The organism is Serratia sp. AS12 (assembly GCF_000214195.1).
GTDB classification, from domain to species: domain Bacteria; phylum Pseudomonadota; class Gammaproteobacteria; order Enterobacterales; family Enterobacteriaceae; genus Serratia; species Serratia plymuthica.
The window spans coordinates 4,175,057-4,190,612 of the sequence record NC_015566.1 but is presented as its reverse complement, the minus strand read 5'-3'; the positions used below and the strand labels follow the sequence as shown (position 1 = coordinate 4,190,612).

General features: G+C 55.5%; 17 protein-coding genes. 8 read left to right on the top strand and 9 right to left on the bottom strand.

Annotated elements, in window-relative coordinates:
- Positions 1-41: 41 nt before the first annotated feature.
- On the bottom strand, positions 42-1,667 hold the full coding sequence (locus tag SERAS12_RS19590) for a sensor histidine kinase (RefSeq protein ID WP_013814232.1): 1,626 nt from the start codon (positions 1,665-1,667) through the stop codon (positions 42-44).
- Between the two features lie 326 nt (positions 1,668-1,993).
- Here SERAS12_RS19590 and SERAS12_RS19585 point away from each other — a divergent pair, with 326 nt between their 5' ends.
- Positions 1,994-3,349, top strand: coding sequence for a 2-hydroxycarboxylate transporter family protein (locus tag SERAS12_RS19585; protein ID WP_013814231.1), 1,356 nt, complete (start codon positions 1,994-1,996; stop codon positions 3,347-3,349).
- 98 nt (positions 3,350-3,447) lie between these two features.
- Here SERAS12_RS19585 and SERAS12_RS19580 read toward each other — a convergent pair whose 3' ends face one another.
- Positions 3,448-4,419, bottom strand: coding sequence for a patatin-like phospholipase family protein (locus tag SERAS12_RS19580; protein WP_013814230.1), 972 nt, complete (start codon positions 4,417-4,419; stop codon positions 3,448-3,450).
- Positions 4,420-4,630: 211 nt separating this feature from the next.
- Here SERAS12_RS19580 and SERAS12_RS19575 point away from each other — a divergent pair, with 211 nt between their 5' ends.
- Complete coding sequence (locus SERAS12_RS19575; RefSeq protein WP_013814229.1) at positions 4,631-5,575, top strand: MBL fold metallo-hydrolase; 945 nt, start codon at positions 4,631-4,633, stop codon at positions 5,573-5,575.
- A 27-nt stretch (positions 5,576-5,602) separates the two neighbouring features.
- Here the strand turns inward: SERAS12_RS19575 and SERAS12_RS19570 are convergent, their stop codons facing one another.
- Positions 5,603-6,496 carry a LysR family transcriptional regulator gene (locus SERAS12_RS19570; protein ID WP_013814228.1) on the bottom strand — a complete coding sequence of 298 codons (894 nt, stop codon included), beginning with the start codon at positions 6,494-6,496 and terminating at the stop codon, positions 5,603-5,605.
- A 124-nt stretch (positions 6,497-6,620) separates the two neighbouring features.
- Between SERAS12_RS19570 and SERAS12_RS19565 the strand changes: the two genes are divergently transcribed.
- From SERAS12_RS19565 to SERAS12_RS19550, 4 genes are all read left to right on the top strand, one after another.
- On the top strand, positions 6,621-7,361 hold the full coding sequence (locus SERAS12_RS19565; protein WP_013814227.1) for an SDR family oxidoreductase: 741 nt from the start codon (positions 6,621-6,623) through the stop codon (positions 7,359-7,361).
- Positions 7,362-7,433: 72 nt separating this feature from the next.
- On the top strand, positions 7,434-7,631 hold the full coding sequence (locus SERAS12_RS19560) for a DUF1289 domain-containing protein (RefSeq protein WP_013814226.1): 198 nt from the start codon (positions 7,434-7,436) through the stop codon (positions 7,629-7,631).
- Between the two features lie 77 nt (positions 7,632-7,708).
- Positions 7,709-7,999, top strand: a complete 291-nt coding sequence (locus SERAS12_RS19555) for a CopG family transcriptional regulator (RefSeq protein WP_013814225.1) — start codon at positions 7,709-7,711, stop codon at positions 7,997-7,999.
- A complete protein-coding gene (locus SERAS12_RS19550) occupies positions 7,996-8,271 on the top strand; it encodes a type II toxin-antitoxin system RelE/ParE family toxin (protein WP_013814224.1) in 276 nt (91 codons plus the stop codon). The genes SERAS12_RS19555 and SERAS12_RS19550 overlap by 4 nt, the downstream gene beginning before the upstream one ends.
- Before the next feature lie 56 nt (positions 8,272-8,327).
- Here the strand turns inward: SERAS12_RS19550 and nrdF are convergent, their stop codons facing one another.
- The 5 genes from nrdF to SERAS12_RS19525 all read right to left on the bottom strand — a co-directional run bounded on the left by nrdF (position 8,328) and on the right by SERAS12_RS19525 (position 12,797).
- Complete coding sequence (gene nrdF / locus SERAS12_RS19545; protein WP_013814223.1) at positions 8,328-9,299, bottom strand: class 1b ribonucleoside-diphosphate reductase subunit beta; 972 nt, start codon at positions 9,297-9,299, stop codon at positions 8,328-8,330.
- Between the two features lie 9 nt (positions 9,300-9,308).
- The gene (gene nrdE, locus SERAS12_RS19540; protein WP_013814222.1) at positions 9,309-11,453 is read right to left on the bottom strand and encodes a class 1b ribonucleoside-diphosphate reductase subunit alpha; all 2,145 of its coding nucleotides are present in this window, start codon (positions 11,451-11,453) and stop codon (positions 9,309-9,311) included.
- Complete coding sequence (gene nrdI, locus SERAS12_RS19535) at positions 11,435-11,839, bottom strand: class Ib ribonucleoside-diphosphate reductase assembly flavoprotein NrdI (RefSeq protein WP_004953744.1); 405 nt, start codon at positions 11,837-11,839, stop codon at positions 11,435-11,437. The genes nrdE and nrdI overlap by 19 nt, the downstream gene beginning before the upstream one ends.
- An 8-nt stretch (positions 11,840-11,847) precedes the next feature.
- Complete coding sequence (gene nrdH / locus SERAS12_RS19530; RefSeq protein ID WP_013814221.1) at positions 11,848-12,084, bottom strand: glutaredoxin-like protein NrdH; 237 nt, start codon at positions 12,082-12,084, stop codon at positions 11,848-11,850.
- Between the two features lie 281 nt (positions 12,085-12,365).
- Entirely contained in the window at positions 12,366-12,797 is a 432-nt protein-coding gene (locus SERAS12_RS19525; protein ID WP_013814220.1) for a carboxymuconolactone decarboxylase family protein, read from the bottom strand.
- A gap of 97 nt (positions 12,798-12,894) precedes the next feature.
- On the opposite strand from SERAS12_RS19525, the gene SERAS12_RS19520 reads away from it, so the two are divergent.
- Positions 12,895-14,331: a PLP-dependent aminotransferase family protein gene (locus SERAS12_RS19520; RefSeq protein ID WP_013814219.1), complete on the top strand. Its 1,437-nt coding sequence runs from the start codon at positions 12,895-12,897 to the stop codon at positions 14,329-14,331.
- A 63-nt stretch (positions 14,332-14,394) separates the two neighbouring features.
- On the opposite strand, the gene SERAS12_RS19515 is transcribed toward SERAS12_RS19520, so the two are convergent.
- Positions 14,395-14,703 (bottom strand): YqjD family protein, encoded by a 309-nt coding sequence (locus tag SERAS12_RS19515; protein ID WP_013814218.1) that lies wholly within the window; start codon positions 14,701-14,703, stop codon positions 14,395-14,397.
- A 229-nt stretch (positions 14,704-14,932) separates the two neighbouring features.
- Here SERAS12_RS19515 and asr point away from each other — a divergent pair, with 229 nt between their 5' ends.
- Positions 14,933-15,394, top strand: coding sequence for an acid resistance repetitive basic protein Asr (gene asr / locus SERAS12_RS25815; protein WP_071880463.1), 462 nt, complete (start codon positions 14,933-14,935; stop codon positions 15,392-15,394).
- Positions 15,395-15,556 lie beyond the last annotated feature (162 nt).

The window sequence follows — 15,556 nt, the reverse complement described above, 5'->3', positions numbered from 1 at the left end:
CAAGACTGTTATAAGGTTTTTAGGTCTCTATCCGTCGTCTTTCAAACCTCGGCATTGTTGCTTGCGGCCTGAAATTCATAGGGGATAAACAAGGAAAATATGGCGCCGTGCGGATCGTTGTCCGACACTTCAATGCTGCCGTGTGCCTGCGCCACGTGGCTGGCGACCAGGTGCAGGCCGATACCGTGGTCGCCTTTGTCATCTTTGGTGGTGACGCCCTGTTCAAACAGCGTATCGCGCACCTCGGCAGCAATGCCGGTGCCGCGGTCGGCCACTTCAATCACCAGCTCATTGCTGCTGTCGCTGATATAGAGTTCTACCGCTTCGTGCGGCGCGTCGCAATGCAGCGTAGCCTCTACTGCATTATCCAGCAAATTACCGATGATCGACATCAGTTCGGTTTCATTCAGTGCCGCCGGGATTTGACGCAACTGGCAGGCGGGATCAAAGCGCAGCTCGACGCCTTTTTCCTTTGCGCTGGAGTATTTGCCCAGCAGCAAGCCGCACAGCGCGGCCGAGCTGAAGCGCTGCGAGATAAAGTCGAGGATCTCTTGCGCGCCTTCCGACTGAGCCTCCACATAACGGATTGCCTCGTCGTATCGCTGCATATGCAGCAGCCCGGCGAGGGTGGCGGTCCAGTTCAGTTGTTCATGGCGCATGATGCGCAGGTTATCGGCGTAGCGCTTTACCTGGCTTAGCTGGCTGCTCAGGGTATTGATGTCATTTTTGTCGCGGAAACTGATCACCCAGCCTTGCAACACCTCTTCTTGCATGATGCGTACCCGGCTGGCGATCACGCGCACGTGGTTGAAACGGCAAACCTCATCGTGCGTGTCGTGCCCCAGTTGCGACGCGCCGAAGAAGTCCGGCTGCGACTGGATCACTTCGCCGATTTCACGGCCCATCAGGGTGCTGGCGGGTTGCCGCAGGTCCAGCAGTTCACGCGCCGCGTGGTTGATGGTAATGATCCGCAACTGGGGATCGACGGCAATAACGCCTTCGTAGATCGCTTCCAGCAGAGCCTTTTGCTGGCGCACCAGCAACGCAATTTCTTTGGGCTCAAGCCAGAACATTTGGCGTTTTAAATTTTTCGATAACAGCCAGGAAAAAATAAACAGGGCGATTAACAACAGCACAATGGAACCGACGATCTGCGTCAGGGTTCTGGCATTCAAATTATCGATATGTGACTTCAGATAGCCAACTGAAACAATGCCGATGACGTGATTGTTTTCATCCAGTATCGGCGCTTTGCTGCGTAATGAAATACCGATGCCGCCTTTGCGGAACGAAATAATACTTTTCCCTGCCAATACTTCTTTATTATCGCCACCGACCATCGGGGTGCCTAAGCGATCTGCGTATTCTGAATGGTAAAGATGCCGGGCGCGATTATCGCCGATGACAATATAACTGGCATCGCTGCTGGCGCGTATTTTCTTCATCAGCGCGGCGACTTGCTCAGGGTCGTTTTTTTCCACGGCGCTGACCAGGGAGGGGATCAGAGCTATTTCCCGTGCCTGCACCTGTGCTCGCGCGCCAAGGTCACGGTGCAACTGGGCATCCAACTGATGGTAGGTGTAAGCGCCAATCAACGTCAGCAGCAGACAGGAGAAGGCGACCAGGCACAGGAACAGCTTGATTTGAAATGAGAGTTTTACGCGCATGGCCGGGGTTCACCGTGAGAGTTCCTGAGCGCTTACCCTATCATGAGTCGCGGTTAATGTAATATTGCGTCCGATCAAGTTGTGATCGCAGACACGGGATTATGCTTACCGGGTATCGCTATTCAATGGCTACTATAAAACGGATAAGTTTTAAATAAAAAACAGCATTAACGCCATTAAAACCACACCATATTTTACATAATCATTATTAACTCCATAGAAACCATAACCACCATTAAAAACCCTTTTTTATTTTGAACACAATCACAGCAGTTAAGCCGTGCGTTTCTCTATGATGGCTGAACAAACTAATAAGAGGCCAGATTATGAGCACAACAGATGATTCTTACCTCGTCGCCAAAGACAAAACGGCTGAAATACCGCTGAGAGAAAAATGGTGGCACATACTGGACAATTACAAAGTAGGGATTATTCCGTTACCGTTCTTTATTCTGGCCGGCGTGCTTATTTTACTGGATTGCCTGGAAGGAAAATTACCGAGCGATATCGTAGTGATGGTCGCCACGCTGGCTTTCTTTGGTTTTGCCTGCGGCGAGTTTGGTAAACGTCTGCCGCTGATCGGCAAAATGGGGGCGGCGGCGATCTGCGCCACCTTTATCCCTTCCGCATTGGTGCATTACGGTCTGCTGCCGGACGTAGTGGTGGAATCGACCACCAAATTCTATAAGTCGACCAATATTCTTTATCTCTATATCTGCTGCATTATCGTCGGCAGCATTATGAGCATGAACCGTCAGGTGCTGATTCAGGGTTTCCTGCGGATCTTCGCGCCCATGCTGTGCGGTGAGATTGTCGGCATGCTGGTGGGGATGGCGGTCGGCATGGCGCTTGGGCTGGAACCGTTCCAGATCTTCTTCTTCCTGATCCTGCCGATCATGGCCGGTGGCGTCGGCGAAGGCGCGATACCGCTGTCGATGGGGTACGCGGCGATCCTGCATATGGAGCAGGGCGTGGCGTTGGGCCGTATTCTTCCGATCGTCATGCTAGGTAGCCTGACCGCCATTATCCTTGCCGGCTTGCTCAACCAACTTGGCAAACGCTATCCGCATCTGACTGGCGAAGGCAGCCTGATGCCAAGCAAAGAAGGTGACAGCGACATGTCCGCCGTGGATAAAATCAGCGGCAAGGTAGACGTCAGCACCCTTGCCTGCGGCGCGTTGTTGGCTATTTTGCTGTACATGGTGGGGATGTTGCTGCACCGCATGATTGGCCTGCCCGCGCCGGTCGGCATGCTGTTTGCCGCCGTGGCGGTGAAGCTGGCGCACGGCGTGTCGCCACGCATTCAGGAAGGTTCGCAGGTGGTATATAAGTTCTTCCGCACCGCAGTGACCTACCCGATCCTGTTTGCCGTTGGCGTGGCAATCACCCCGTGGCAGGAGTTGATGAACGCCTTCACCCTTCAGAATCTGGTGGTGATTGTCAGTACCGTCTGCGCGCTGGTGGCGACCGGCTTCTTCGTCGGCAAGAAAATTGGCATGCATCCCATTGATGTGGCGATTGTCTCCTGCTGTCAGAGCGGGCAGGGCGGCACCGGTGATGTCGCTATTCTTACCGCCGGCAACCGCATGTCGCTGATGCCGTTCGCCCAGATTGCCACCCGTATCGGCGGTGCGATTAACGTCTCGCTCTCCCTGCTGGTACTGGCGAAATTTTTCTCATAACAACGATAAGACCTTAGCATTTCTTTGCCTTTCCCCGCCCCCGCGGGGATTTTTTTGCCCGCTCGGCAACCAAGGCCGAGCGGGCGGGGAATTACCGGTTACGCCGCCTGTTTGACGGCCGCGTCATACCAGGTGAAATAGCGTTCCACACCCTGGCGGCCGGATTCAATCAGCGCGCGTTTTTTGGCTTCGCTGATGGCGAAATCCAGCGTGCCGACGTCAAGGGTGTCTACATAAACGGTCCGCTTCCAGTCGTCGCTGTCCAGATGCACTTTGGTCTGAATATCCAGCAGGGTGTTAACCACCGCCAGGGTGAAATCGCACAGGTTATTGATGGCGGTTTTATTGACCGATTGGCCCGCCGCCTGTGCGATTTCGTTGGCGGAGTCCAGACGAATACCCAGGGTTCGGGTATTGATCTGTTGCGTGGTGACATCGATATAGGGCGGCGACGCGGTGAAGTCGTAATCGAACATCCGTACCGGATAGTTATCGATGGTGCCGCCATCGATACACAGATCGCCCAGCTGATTGTTTTTAGCGACAAAGGCAAAGGGGAATGACATGGAGATCCGCAATCCATCTGCCACCTTCATGCGCGGCGTTGTTTGATGGGAATACACCTCGCGCAGCCCGCTGTTTAAATTGGCGCCAATAAAGTAGAGAGATTTAAATCCTTTTGTTTCTTTCAATGCTTCAAATCTCTCAAAAGTAATATCCGCATTGCCGGTATATCGTTTGATAATATTGCGCGACCAGGAGTAAAAATAATCGCCAGGGGCAATGCCATATTGATTAAACAGCCGATGCGCATCGTAGAGAGAGCCAAAAATACCGCCGTTATAGTCGAGGAATTTCTTGAAATCCATGTCGGACAGAATTTTTGTGACGTCAGCGGCGCTGCAGCCCAGGCCCACCAGCAGTGCAGCGATTGCACCGGCCGAAGCCCCGGAGGTTTTTTTGATCTGCGGCATAATGCCTTTGGCTTCCAACAGTTCCAAAACGCCGCCATAGGCGATACCTTTTACGCCGCCGCCTTCAAACACCAGATTTTCAAATTGATATTTCATAATAATTCCTTACTCGTTGTTTGGGTGAGTAAAGAAAATAACGGATTCGCGTTTTATTAAATATTGATTGGGGTTGTGTGGCGCTTTAGACAAAAGTATTCAAATTAAATATAATTTTTAAAGTGATATAATTTAAATTTATTTATTGTGCAGGCGCGTCGGCAGTTTTGGGTTAATACTTACCGCTGTCTAATCACAACAAGGAGTCATCATGTTCTGGAAACGCTACCTGTTAGGTGCGGCATTGGCGGTTATGGCGTTGCAGGCTACGGCCGCCGCACCGCAGGTAAAAACGCCTTCACCGGGTTTTTACCGCATCATGCTGGGCAGTTATGAGGTCACTGTTTTGTCTGACGGCGTGGTCCGTCTGCCGGTGGATAAACTGCTGCTCAACAGCACGCCGCAACAAATTGCCGAGGGCCTGGCTGAACATCATCAGAGCTTGCCGGTGGTCACCTCGGTCAATGCCTATCTGATCAACACCGGCAGCAAGCTTGTCATGATCGACGCCGGAGCCGGTAAGCTGCTGGGTGACGGTCTGGATCAACTGGTGATTCATCTTCGGGCGGCAGGCTATCAGCCGGAACAGATAGATGAAATTTATCTGACCCATATGCATCCGGATCATTTGGGCGGGCTGACGGAAAATGGCCGTGCGCGCTTCCCGAATGCCTTGGTGCGCGCTTCACAGCAGGATGCCAATTTTTGGCTGAGCGAAAGCCACCTGAAGCAGGCGAAGGCGCAAGATAAGGCCAACTTTGAAAACGCGATAGCGGCGATCAAGCCCTATCAGGCCGCCGGGCATTTCAAACCCTTCAGCAACGACGGCGAGCTGTCGCCGGGTATTGCCGCATTTGCCGCCCACGGCCATACGCCGGGCCACAGCGTTTATCAGGTGACCAGCCAGGGTAAAAAGCTGTTGTTGATGGGCGATTTGATCCACGTGGCCGCAGTACAGTTTGCCCATCCGCAGGTGGCGATCAGTTTCGACAGCGACCCCAAAGCGGCGGTCGTGCAACGGCTGCGGGTGTTTGGCGACAGCGCCCGACAGAGTGAACTGGTCGGAGCCGCGCACCTGTCGTTCCCTGGGCTGGGTTACCTGAACAAGCAGGGGGAAGGTTACAACTGGGTGCCGCTGGATTACGGCGCCCTGTAAACCTCAGGCCGCCGAACAGGCGGCTTGTTATTGATTGTGTGTGGCAAAAACCTTGCTGAACCAGTCGATAAAGACTCTTACCCGTGGCGACAGTTGACGGTTGCGCGGGTACAGCAGCGAAACCGGCATGGGTGTGGAGGGGCATTGCGGCAGCAGCGGCAGCAGGCTGCCGTTGGCCAAATCGTCAAGCAGGTGGTAACGCGGCACCTGAATAATGCCCAGCCCCATGCGCGCCGCCGCGACCAGGCTTTCCGCTGCGCTGACCGACACCGCACTGGGCAATGTCATCTGTTGCGGCAGGCCGTTGACGTTAAACTCCAGCGGCATCACCGCGCCGGTAGCCGAGGAGCGGAACCCGACCATGCGGTGCCCCTGAAGTTGATCAAGGCTTAACGGCGTACCGAAGCGCCGCAGGTATTCCGGCGAGGCACAGGTGACTTCTTCGAGCTCCCCCAAGCGGCGCGCCGCCATATCGCTGTCTTTCAGCTTGCCGACGCGCACCACGCAGTCGATGCCTTCCCGCACCGGATCCACCAGTCTGTCGCCTTCGCTCATGTAAAATTCGATATCCGGGTACTGCGCCAAAAAATCGGGCAGGCCCGGCAGCAGAAAGTGCCGAGCCAGCGTGCCATGCACGTCGATGCGCAACAGCCCGCGCGGCTTGGCACCGGCGAACGCCATCTCGGCATCTTCGATATCCGCCAGAATGATCAGGCAACGCTGATAGTAGGCTTCGCCATCCAGCGTCGGGCTGACATGGCGCGTGGTGCGCTGCAACAGTCGCACCTGTAACCGCGCCTCCAGCTGTTTGATGGCATCGGTCACCGTCGAACGCGGCAGGTTCATATCCTGTGCGGCTTGAGTAAAACTGCGCTGTTCCACCACGCGGGTGAACAGGCGCATGGCATCAATTCTGTCCATCGTTATTGTTCGTTAATTTCGGATAGTGATAACGAATTTTAGGTAATTATTCGCTTGTGCGAAAGGTGCATTATCACTCTACGCTGGCAAGCCTGCCGACGCTTACCCGAAGAGGACTGAAACTATGAACAACAGCAACCCGCAAATCGCCATTGTGACCGGGGCCTCTCGCGGCATTGGCGCCGCCATTGCTGAACGCCTTGCCGCCGACGGCTTTACCGTAATCGTCAACTATTCGGGCAACCAGGCATTGGCCGATGAGCTGGTGCGTAAAATTGAACAAAACGGCGGCCGTGCGCTGAGCGCCAAAGCGGACGTCAGCGATGCAGCCGCTGTCGCCCAACTGTTTGACCGCGCCGAACAAGCCTTTGGCGGCGTCGATATCCTGGTGAATAACGCTGGAGTGATTGCTCTGGCGCCTGTGGCGGAAATGAGCGACGTCGACGCCGATCGCCTTATCGACATCAACCTGAAAGGCACCTTCAACACGCTGCGCGAAGCGGCAAAGCGTTTGCGTGACAATGGGCGCATCATTAACTTTTCATCCAGCGTGGTGGGGTTGTTGCAGCCGGGTTACGGCATGTACGCCGCCAGCAAAGCCGCCGTCGAAGCGCTGACCAGCGTATTGGCGAAAGAGCTGCGCGGCCGCAACATTACCGTCAATGCGATTGCGCCCGGACCGACCGCCACCAGCCTGTTCCTGGATGGCAAAACTCCGGATCTGATCGAGCGTCTGGCGCAGATGGCGCCGCTGGAACGCCTGGGCCAACCGCAGGATATCGCCGCAGCGGTATCTTTCCTGGCCGGTGCAGACGGCAGTTGGGTCAACGGTCAAACCCTGCGCGCCAACGGCGGCATCATCTGATCCTGCGCAAAGTTCGCGGTTTCCCATTGCCGGATCGGGTATCCTGTGGCGGGCAAATTTAGGGGGCGTTTTATGGCGGGTAACAATAACTCAGGGGACGACGGCGTTCGCTCGCCCTGCATCGCCCTTTGTCGGATTGATGCCGATAAGCAGTGGTGTCGGGGCTGTTGGCGTACGCTGGATGAAATCGCCGCCTGGCCAACTGCCAACGACGAGGAGAAACGCGCCATCTGGCAACGCCTCCGGCTGCGCGCAGAGATGAATAAATAGACAAGGCTATTGAGTACCCCCTATTGATGTAGCACAATTGAGCTACATTCGCTCTGCCAGCGCTGAGGTTTATGACTATGCCAACCACCACCATTCGTCTACCTGAAGAACTTAAAGCTCGAGTCGCGGCCGTGGCTGAGCAAGCCGGTGTGACTTCGCATAACTTTATTCTGCAGGCAATCGCAGAGAAAACTCAGCGCGAAGAGTTGCGTCGAGATTTTGAAGATGAAGCGGAAAAACGTTACGCCAAGATTATCGCTACCGGTGAGACCCTCTCTTGGAAGGAGATGCGTGGTTATCTGGAAAACTATGTGGCGGGGGATATTGCGGCCACCAAACCTACTGTTAAAAAGTTGGGACGCGGATGACAAAAGTCGAGCTGGCGCCAGAGGTCATGGATGATATTGAGCGTATTCTCGCCCATTTGACACATTACGAGGTTGCAGATGCCGGACCGCGAATTCAGGAAATTATTCAGGCGATTGCGGTATTGGAACATAATCCGTTAATTGGAAGAGGGCTTGGGGCGGGAAAGCGTGAGTTGATTATCGGTCAGCAAGCTCGCGGATATTTGGCCCTCTACAAATACATTCCTGATATTGATACTGCATTTGTTCTGGCGATCCGTAGCCAGAAATAACTGGGCTATGAATAGCGAGATAGCGGCCCTCGCAGGCCGATATCGCGATAACCCCCTCAGAAATCCCAGTCGTCATCCTCGGTATTGACCGCTTTGCCAATCACGTAAGACGAGCCGGAGCCGGAGAAGAAATCGTGATTCTCATCGGCGTTCGGCGACAGCGCCGAGAGAATGGCCGGATTGACCTCCGCCATCGCCGGTGGAAACAGCGCTTCATAGCCCAGGTTCATCAGCGCCTTGTTGGCGTTGTAGTGCAGGAAGGTTTTCACCTCTTCCGTCCAGCCCACGCCGTCATACAGCTCCTCGGTATAGCGCACCTCGTTGTCGTACAGATCTTGCAGCAAATCGAAGGCGAAATTTTTCACCTGCTGGCGGCGCGTGGCGTCAACTTTCTCCAGCCCTTTCTGGAATTTATAGCCGATGAAATAACCGTGTACCGCTTCGTCGCGAATGATCAGGCGGATCAAATCGGCGGTGTTGGTCAGCTTGGCGCGGCTCGACCAGTACATCGGCAGATAAAAGCCCGAATAGAACAGGAAGGATTCCAGAAACACGCTGGCGACCTTCTTCAGCAGCGGATCGTCGCTGCGGTAGTGGGCCAGAATGATGTTGGCTTTTTTTTGCAGCGCGCGGTTCTCCTCGCTCCAGCGGTAAGCATCGTCCACGTCCGGCGTTTGGCACAGGGTGGAGAAAATCGAACTGTAAGAGCGGGCGTGTACCGCCTCCATAAAGCCGATGTTCGAATAGACCGCCTCTTCGTGCGGCGTCAAAGCATCGGCGATCAGTGCCGGCGCACCGACGGTATTCTGAATAGTGTCCAGCAGCGTCAGCCCGGTGAACACGCGGATGGTCAGCTGTTGTTCTTTCGGCGTCAGCGTGGCCCAGGAAGGGATGTCGTTCGACAGCGGTATCTTTTCCGGCAGCCAGAAGTTGGAGGTCAGACGATTCCAGACTTCCAGATCCTTGTCGTCTTCGATGCTATTCCAGTTGATGGCGCGCACCAACGGCGCCGGTTTAACGATAGTCATAAGTTTGCCTCACAGCGCGCAGGACACGCAGCCCTGCACCTCGGTGCCTTCCAACGCCATCTGGCGCAGGCGGATGTAGTAAATGGTTTTGATACCCTGACGCCAGGCGTAAATCTGCGCCCGGTTGATATCGCGGGTGGTGGCGGTATCGCGGAAGAACAGCGTCAGCGACAGCCCCTGATCGACGTGCTGGCTGGCGGCGGCGTAGGTGTCGATAATCTTTTCCGGGCCAATGTCATAGGCATCCTGGTAATACTCCAGGTTGTCGTTGGTCATATAGGGCGCCGGATAGTACACGCGGCCAATTTTTCCCTCTTTGCGGATCTCGATGCGCGACACGATCGGGTGAATGCTGGAGGTCGAATTGTTGATATAGGAAATGGAGCCGGTCGGCGGCACCGCCTGCAGATTTTGGTTATACAACCCGTGCATCATTACCGACTGGCGCAGGGCCAGCCACTCTTCACGGCCTGGGATGGCGATATTGGCATCGGCGAACAGCGCGCGCACCCGTTCGGTCCGCGGCAGCCATTCCCGTTCGGTATATTTGGTGAAGTAGTCGCCGGAAGCGTAGGTGGAATGCTCAAAGCCTTCGAACGCGTTGCCGCGCTCGATTGCCAACCGGTTTGAGGCGCGGATGGCGTGGTAAGCCACGCTATAGAAATAGATATTGGTGAAGTCGATGCCTTCTTCCGAACCGTAGAATATGCGTTCACGCGCCAGATAGCCGTGCAGGTTCATCTGGCCCAGGCCAATGGCGTGCGAGCTGCGGTTGCCTTCGGCGATCGATGGTACCGAGCGAATATCGCTCATGTCGGCCACGGCGGTCAGCGCGCGAATTGCGGTGTCGACCGCTTTGCCGAAGTCCGGCGCATCCATGGTTTTGGCGATGTTCAGCGAACCGAGGTTGCAGGAAATGTCCTTGCCCACCCGATCATAGCTCAGGTCATCGTGATAAGTGCTGGCGCGGTTGACCTGTAAAATCTCCGAACACAGGTTGCTCATATTGATGCGCCCGGCGATCGGGTTCTCACGGTTGACCGTATCTTCGAACATCATGTACGGGTAGCCGGATTCAAACTGGATCTCCGCCAGCACCTGGAAAAACTCGCGTGCATTGATGCGCGATTTGCGGATGCGCTTGTCATCCACCATCTCGCGGTATTTTTCGCTAATGCTGATTTCCGAAAACGGCACGCCATACACCTGCTCAACGTCGTAAGGCGAGAACAGGTACATCTCTTCGTTGTTTTTGGCCAGCTCGAAGGTGATATCCGGGATCACCACCCCCAGCGACAGCGTCTTGATGCGGATTTTCTCGTCGGCGTTTTCGCGCTTGGTATCGAGGAAACGCAGGATGTCGGGATGGTGCGCATTGAGATACACCGCGCCGGCCCCCTGACGTGCACCCAACTGGTTGGCGTAGGAAAAGGCGTCCTCAAGCATTTTCATGATCGGGATGACGCCGGAAGACTGGTTTTCAATGCGCTTGATGGGGGCGCCCACCTCACGAATATTGGTCAGCAGAAACGCCACGCCGCCGCCGCGTTTCGACAATTGCAGCGCGGAATTCACCGCCCGGCCGATCGACTCCATATTGTCTTCGATACGCAACAGGAAGCAGGAAACCAGCTCGCCACGCTGCTGTTTGCCGCAGTTGAGGAAGGTTGGCGTCGCCGGCTGGAAACGGCCGGAAATCATCTCTTCCACCAGTTCCTGCGCAAGCCGGGTATCCCCCGCAGCCAGCGTCAACGCCACCATGCATACGCGGTCTTCGTAACGTTCCAGATAACGTTTGCCGTCGAAGGTTTTCAGCGTATAGCTGGTGTAGTACTTGAAGGCGCCGAGGAAGGTCTCGAAGCGGAATTTTTTGGCGTAGGCCTGCTGGAACAGCTGTTTGATAAAGCTGAAGTCGTACTGCGCCAGCACCGCCTGTTCGTAATAGCCTTCCTCCACCAGATAACGCAGCTTCTCTTCCAGATTGTGAAAGAACACGGTGTTCTGATTCACGTGCTGCAGGAAATAGTGCCGCGCCGCCAGCCGATCCTTATCGAACTGGATACGGCCTTCGGCATCATAAAGATTGAGCATCGCGTTGAGCGAATGGTAATCCAGCGCGCCGCTGGCGGGCCTGGTCAGTTCTGTCGTTGCCAAAATGCGGTTACTCCCTGTCGAACGTTTGCAACGTCTTGCGTGGTGCCGAGCAGCTCAAAGCGATAAAGAAAAGGCACCTGACATTTTTTGGCGATGATGTCGCCGGCAATGCCGTACGCTGCGCCGAAGTTGGTATTCCCGGCGGCGATAACGCCGCGCAGGTATGAGCGATTCTGCGGATCGTTGAGAAAACGGATCACCTGGATCGGCACGGCCCCCACGGCGCTGCCGCCGCCATAGCTGGGCACAATCAGGATATAGGGTTCTTCCATCAGCAATTTGCTGCGGGCGCCGGCGATGGGAATGCGCATCGCCGGCAAGCCCAGTTTTTCAACGAACCTGTGGGTGTTCTCCGAACTGCTGGAGAAATAAACCAACGGGTGCATGGTGGGCCTCAGGACGCGAGGGCGTGAGCCAGGGCGCCAATCTTGTCGGGCCGGAAACCTGACCAGTGATCGTCACCGGCGATAATCACCGGAACTTGCTGATAACCCAGAGATTTAGCATGGCTAAGCGCCTGTTGATCCTGAGTGAGGTCGATCACCTGATAGTCAATGCCTTGTCGATCAAAGGCGCGATAGGTGGCGTTGCACTGGACACAGTCCGGTTTACTGTAAATAATAATGCTCATGATTCGCATTTACCTTTTAAGCTGAAGGAAAGGCGGAAAGGTCAGATAACGGAGCATTGAACGGCGTTTCTGACGGCGTTACCCAGCGACAAATCATACCGACACCGGATAAGCTGAATACTATATGTTGATTTTTTATTTATCAACCACGCTATATATGGTGTTTTGATGATTTTTTCGTTAAGGCCGCAGTGGGGCTGGATCTGGGGGCGTGAAATTTATTTCGAGGGTATTCCGGTGGGGGAGAACCCTCTCGCAAGGAGAGGGGAAGTGCAGTCTGGTTACTGACGCATGCTGACGGCCAAACGGTTAAAGGCGTTCATGATGCTGATAGCGAAGGTCAGATCGGCAATTTCTGCGTCGCTGAAGTGCGCCTGCAACGCCTCAAATGCGCTATCCGGCGCGCCGGTAGTGGCGATCAGGGTCACGGACTCCGCCCACTCCAACGCAGCGCGTTCGCGCTCGCTAAATGCATTGCTGACGTGCCAGCCCGCCAGTTGGTCCAGTTTGTCGTTACTGATGCCGCTCTCGCGCAGCGCCTTGCCGTGCATCTCCAGGCAGAAGGCGCAGCCGTTGATTTGGGAGACGCGCATAAACATCAGCTCAATAGTCGCCTTGTCCAGTGCGCCTTTCTCCAGCGCCATCAGCGCGCTTACCAGGCCTTTGTAGGGAGCGGCAGAGAGTTCGGCGTATTTCAATCGTTGCTTAATCATGGTCAACCTCGGTTAGCGGATAGCAAAATCATGGGGGCTACTTTAGCGGCGACATGGACTATGCTATAGGGCCATAAAATGATTATTTAACCGGGCCATGATGCGTCAATTTCTTTCCTCCTTGCGGCTGGATAACCAGCTTGCCGAGCCGCTGTACCGGCAGATTTATCTGCGTATTAAAGACGCTATTGCGCAAGGGGCGCTGACTGCGGGCAGCCGGCTGCCTTCGGTGCGTGGATTGGCGAGCGATCTGGGCGTAGCGCGTGCTACCGTGGAAAGCGCCTATGCTCAGCTGATTGCCGAAGGTTTTTTGCAGAGCCGGGGGCAGGCGGGTACCTATGTTTCACCGCAGCTACCTAACCTGCCGGTACGCGCCGCGCCGGTGGCGGAACCCTTGCCGGCGGTGGTACCGAACTCGCTGCATCCGAACGGAATGATGCCGCCGTTTCAACTGGGGCTACCGGCGCTGGACGTCTTTCCGCGCGCGCTGTGGCAGCGAATTGTCGCTCGCCAGCTGCGTACCGGTACCACGGCATCGCTGGCGCATCCGCCTACCAATGGCCTGCCGGAACTGCGTGCGGCCATCGTCAATTATTTGCATCTCTCTCGGGGCATCAATTGCCGGCCGGAGCAGGTCTTCGTTTGCGCCGGTTATCAGGCGTTGTTGGATCGGGTTATCGGCACCTTGTTAACACCGGGTGATGACGTGTGGCTGGAGGATCCGGGGTATCCGGTGACGCTGCCGCTGTTTCGCGCCGCCGGCATGCGGCCAGTGGCGGTGCCGGTTGACGATCAGGGGATGGATATCACCGCCGGTATTAGCGCCGCGCCAGGCGCACGCATGGCGGTGTTGACGCCGACGCATCAAAGCCCGCTGGGCGTGTCGCTCAGCCTGGCCAGGCGTGTGGCGCTGTTGGAATGGGCGCAGCAGCGCGCGGCGTGGATCCTTGAAGATGACTATGACAGTGAGGTCCGTTATCACGGCCGGCCGCTGCCGCCGCTGAAAAGCCTCGATCGTCAGGGACGGGTGCTGTACGCCGGCACCTTCAGCAAAACCCTGTTTCCTGCGTTGCGGATGGCTTATTTGGTGGTGCCTGCCGAACTGGTGGAGGCCTTTAGCCACAGCAGCCGGCTGCGGGGCTGCGGTTGCCCGCCGTTGATGCAAGCCGGCGTGGCAGATTTTATCAATCAGGGGCATTTTTACCGCCATTTGAAGCGAATGCGGCCTATCTATCGTCAGCGGCGTGAATGGTTGGCGCAGGCGATCGAGCAACAGTTGAGCCGGCATCTTGCGGTGGCATCGCAGGCGGGCGGCATTCAGTTGTTGGCTCGCCTGACAACGTCGTCGGGGCAGGATAAGCGTCTGGCGCAGCGCGGCTGGGAGGAAGGGCTGTCGCTACAGGCGTTGTCGGATTGGCAGATAACTCACCCTTCAGGAGAGGGGCTGTTAATGGGCTTTGCCAACTTCACGCAGCGGACGGATGCTGAACGGGCGGTGGCCAGACTGGCCAGGTTATTCAACGGCGGAAATTAAACGGCCCACGGTTTCCCGTGGGCCAGACGCACATCTGTTTTATCTTTATGACTGCAAGGGGTGTTAACGCCGGGCCAACAGAACGCCGAGGACGATGCCAACAGCGGCCCCGATCCCTACGCCCTGCCAAGGTTTGTCACGTACATAGCTGTCGGCTTGATCGACGGCGTCGCGTGCGTGTTGTGTCAGACTGTTGGAACCATTGAAGCGGGCACGGGCATCGCGTAATACGCCTTTTGCCTTGCTGTGCAGCTCTCTCAGTTCCTCTTTGGTCTTGTCACCGGATTCGCGTAGCACCTCATCCAGCGTGTCTGCCAGAAGGGTGACGTCCTGATCGATGTCGCGTTCTACTTTTTCAGATTTCCTAAACATTCGACTCTCCGTTTCGACACATGTCTATTAAGTGTAGACCCTTTTTCAAACTGTGTTGGCGATCACGGAAAAAACCGCGCGCGGATGGGGGCTCATTGCTCGCGTTACCGCTTGTACATTTGGTTACGCGGCGAAACCAATCACTCACGGAAGCGGCTCATCGATTCCTCTAGTATCTGTTTCAACGGCCCAACAGGGCTTACCGAAAAAACACTCTGAGGATTTAAAGATGAAAAAAGTATTAGCCCTGATCGTTGCTGCTACCATGGGTCTGTCTTCTGTTGCTTTCGCTGCTGATACTGCAGCTGCTGCTCCAGCAACGACCACTCCGGCTGCAACCACCACCACTACTACCGCTGCGTCGGCCGCTGCTGCTGCTGAGAAAGCACCAGCTAAAGCGACGCATCACAAGAAAGCGAAACACCACAAAAAAGCCCCAGCTCAGAAAGCTCAGGCCGCTAAAAAACACCACAAAAAAGCCGCTGTTCAGAAAGCTCAGGCTGCTAAAAAGCACCACAAAGCCACCAAACAAGCGCCAGCTCAGAAAGCCCAGGCTGCTAAAAAACACCACAAAGCACCAGTGCAGAAAGCCCAGGCTGCTAAAAAACACCACAAAGCGCCAGTGCAGAAAGCTCAGGCCGCTAAAAAACACCACAAAGCTGCCAAAAAAGCCGCTACTCCAGCCGCTTAATTGAGTGAAAATGCGGGGCCTGATGGCGCCGCATGATCCAGCCAGTATTCAGACACCCGGTCCGCCGGGTGTTTTCTTTGAGGGCTATCTCATGATGATTAATCGCTATCTGTTTGAAGTGATTTTCAGCGCCGTCACCCTGTGCGGGCTGATCGTCGCCTG

Coding starts and splice junctions, on each gene's coding strand:
- nrdH (WP_013814221.1), bottom strand. CDS start 12,084: ATGAGCATTATTATTTACAGTAAACCGGACTGTGTCCAGTGCAACGCC.
- nrdI (WP_004953744.1), bottom strand. CDS start 11,839: ATGCACCCGTTGGTTTATTTCTCCAGCAGTTCGGAGAACACCCACAGG.
- SERAS12_RS19515 (WP_013814218.1), bottom strand. CDS start 14,703: ATGTTTAGGAAATCTGAAAAAGTAGAACGCGACATCGATCAGGACGTC.
- SERAS12_RS19570 (WP_013814228.1), bottom strand. CDS start 6,496: ATGGACAGAATTGATGCCATGCGCCTGTTCACCCGCGTGGTGGAACAG.
- SERAS12_RS19575 (WP_013814229.1), top strand. CDS start 4,631: ATGTTCTGGAAACGCTACCTGTTAGGTGCGGCATTGGCGGTTATGGCG.
- SERAS12_RS19585 (WP_013814231.1), top strand. CDS start 1,994: ATGAGCACAACAGATGATTCTTACCTCGTCGCCAAAGACAAAACGGCT.
- SERAS12_RS19590 (WP_013814232.1), bottom strand. CDS start 1,667: ATGCGCGTAAAACTCTCATTTCAAATCAAGCTGTTCCTGTGCCTGGTC.
- SERAS12_RS19555 (WP_013814225.1), top strand. CDS start 7,709: ATGCCAACCACCACCATTCGTCTACCTGAAGAACTTAAAGCTCGAGTC.
- SERAS12_RS19525 (WP_013814220.1), bottom strand. CDS start 12,797: ATGATTAAGCAACGATTGAAATACGCCGAACTCTCTGCCGCTCCCTAC.
- nrdF (WP_013814223.1), bottom strand. CDS start 9,299: ATGACTATCGTTAAACCGGCGCCGTTGGTGCGCGCCATCAACTGGAAT.
- SERAS12_RS19565 (WP_013814227.1), top strand. CDS start 6,621: ATGAACAACAGCAACCCGCAAATCGCCATTGTGACCGGGGCCTCTCGC.
- SERAS12_RS19550 (WP_013814224.1), top strand. CDS start 7,996: ATGACAAAAGTCGAGCTGGCGCCAGAGGTCATGGATGATATTGAGCGT.
- asr (WP_071880463.1), top strand. CDS start 14,933: ATGAAAAAAGTATTAGCCCTGATCGTTGCTGCTACCATGGGTCTGTCT.
- SERAS12_RS19520 (WP_013814219.1), top strand. CDS start 12,895: ATGATGCGTCAATTTCTTTCCTCCTTGCGGCTGGATAACCAGCTTGCC.
- SERAS12_RS19580 (WP_013814230.1), bottom strand. CDS start 4,419: ATGAAATATCAATTTGAAAATCTGGTGTTTGAAGGCGGCGGCGTAAAA.
- SERAS12_RS19560 (WP_013814226.1), top strand. CDS start 7,434: ATGGCGGGTAACAATAACTCAGGGGACGACGGCGTTCGCTCGCCCTGC.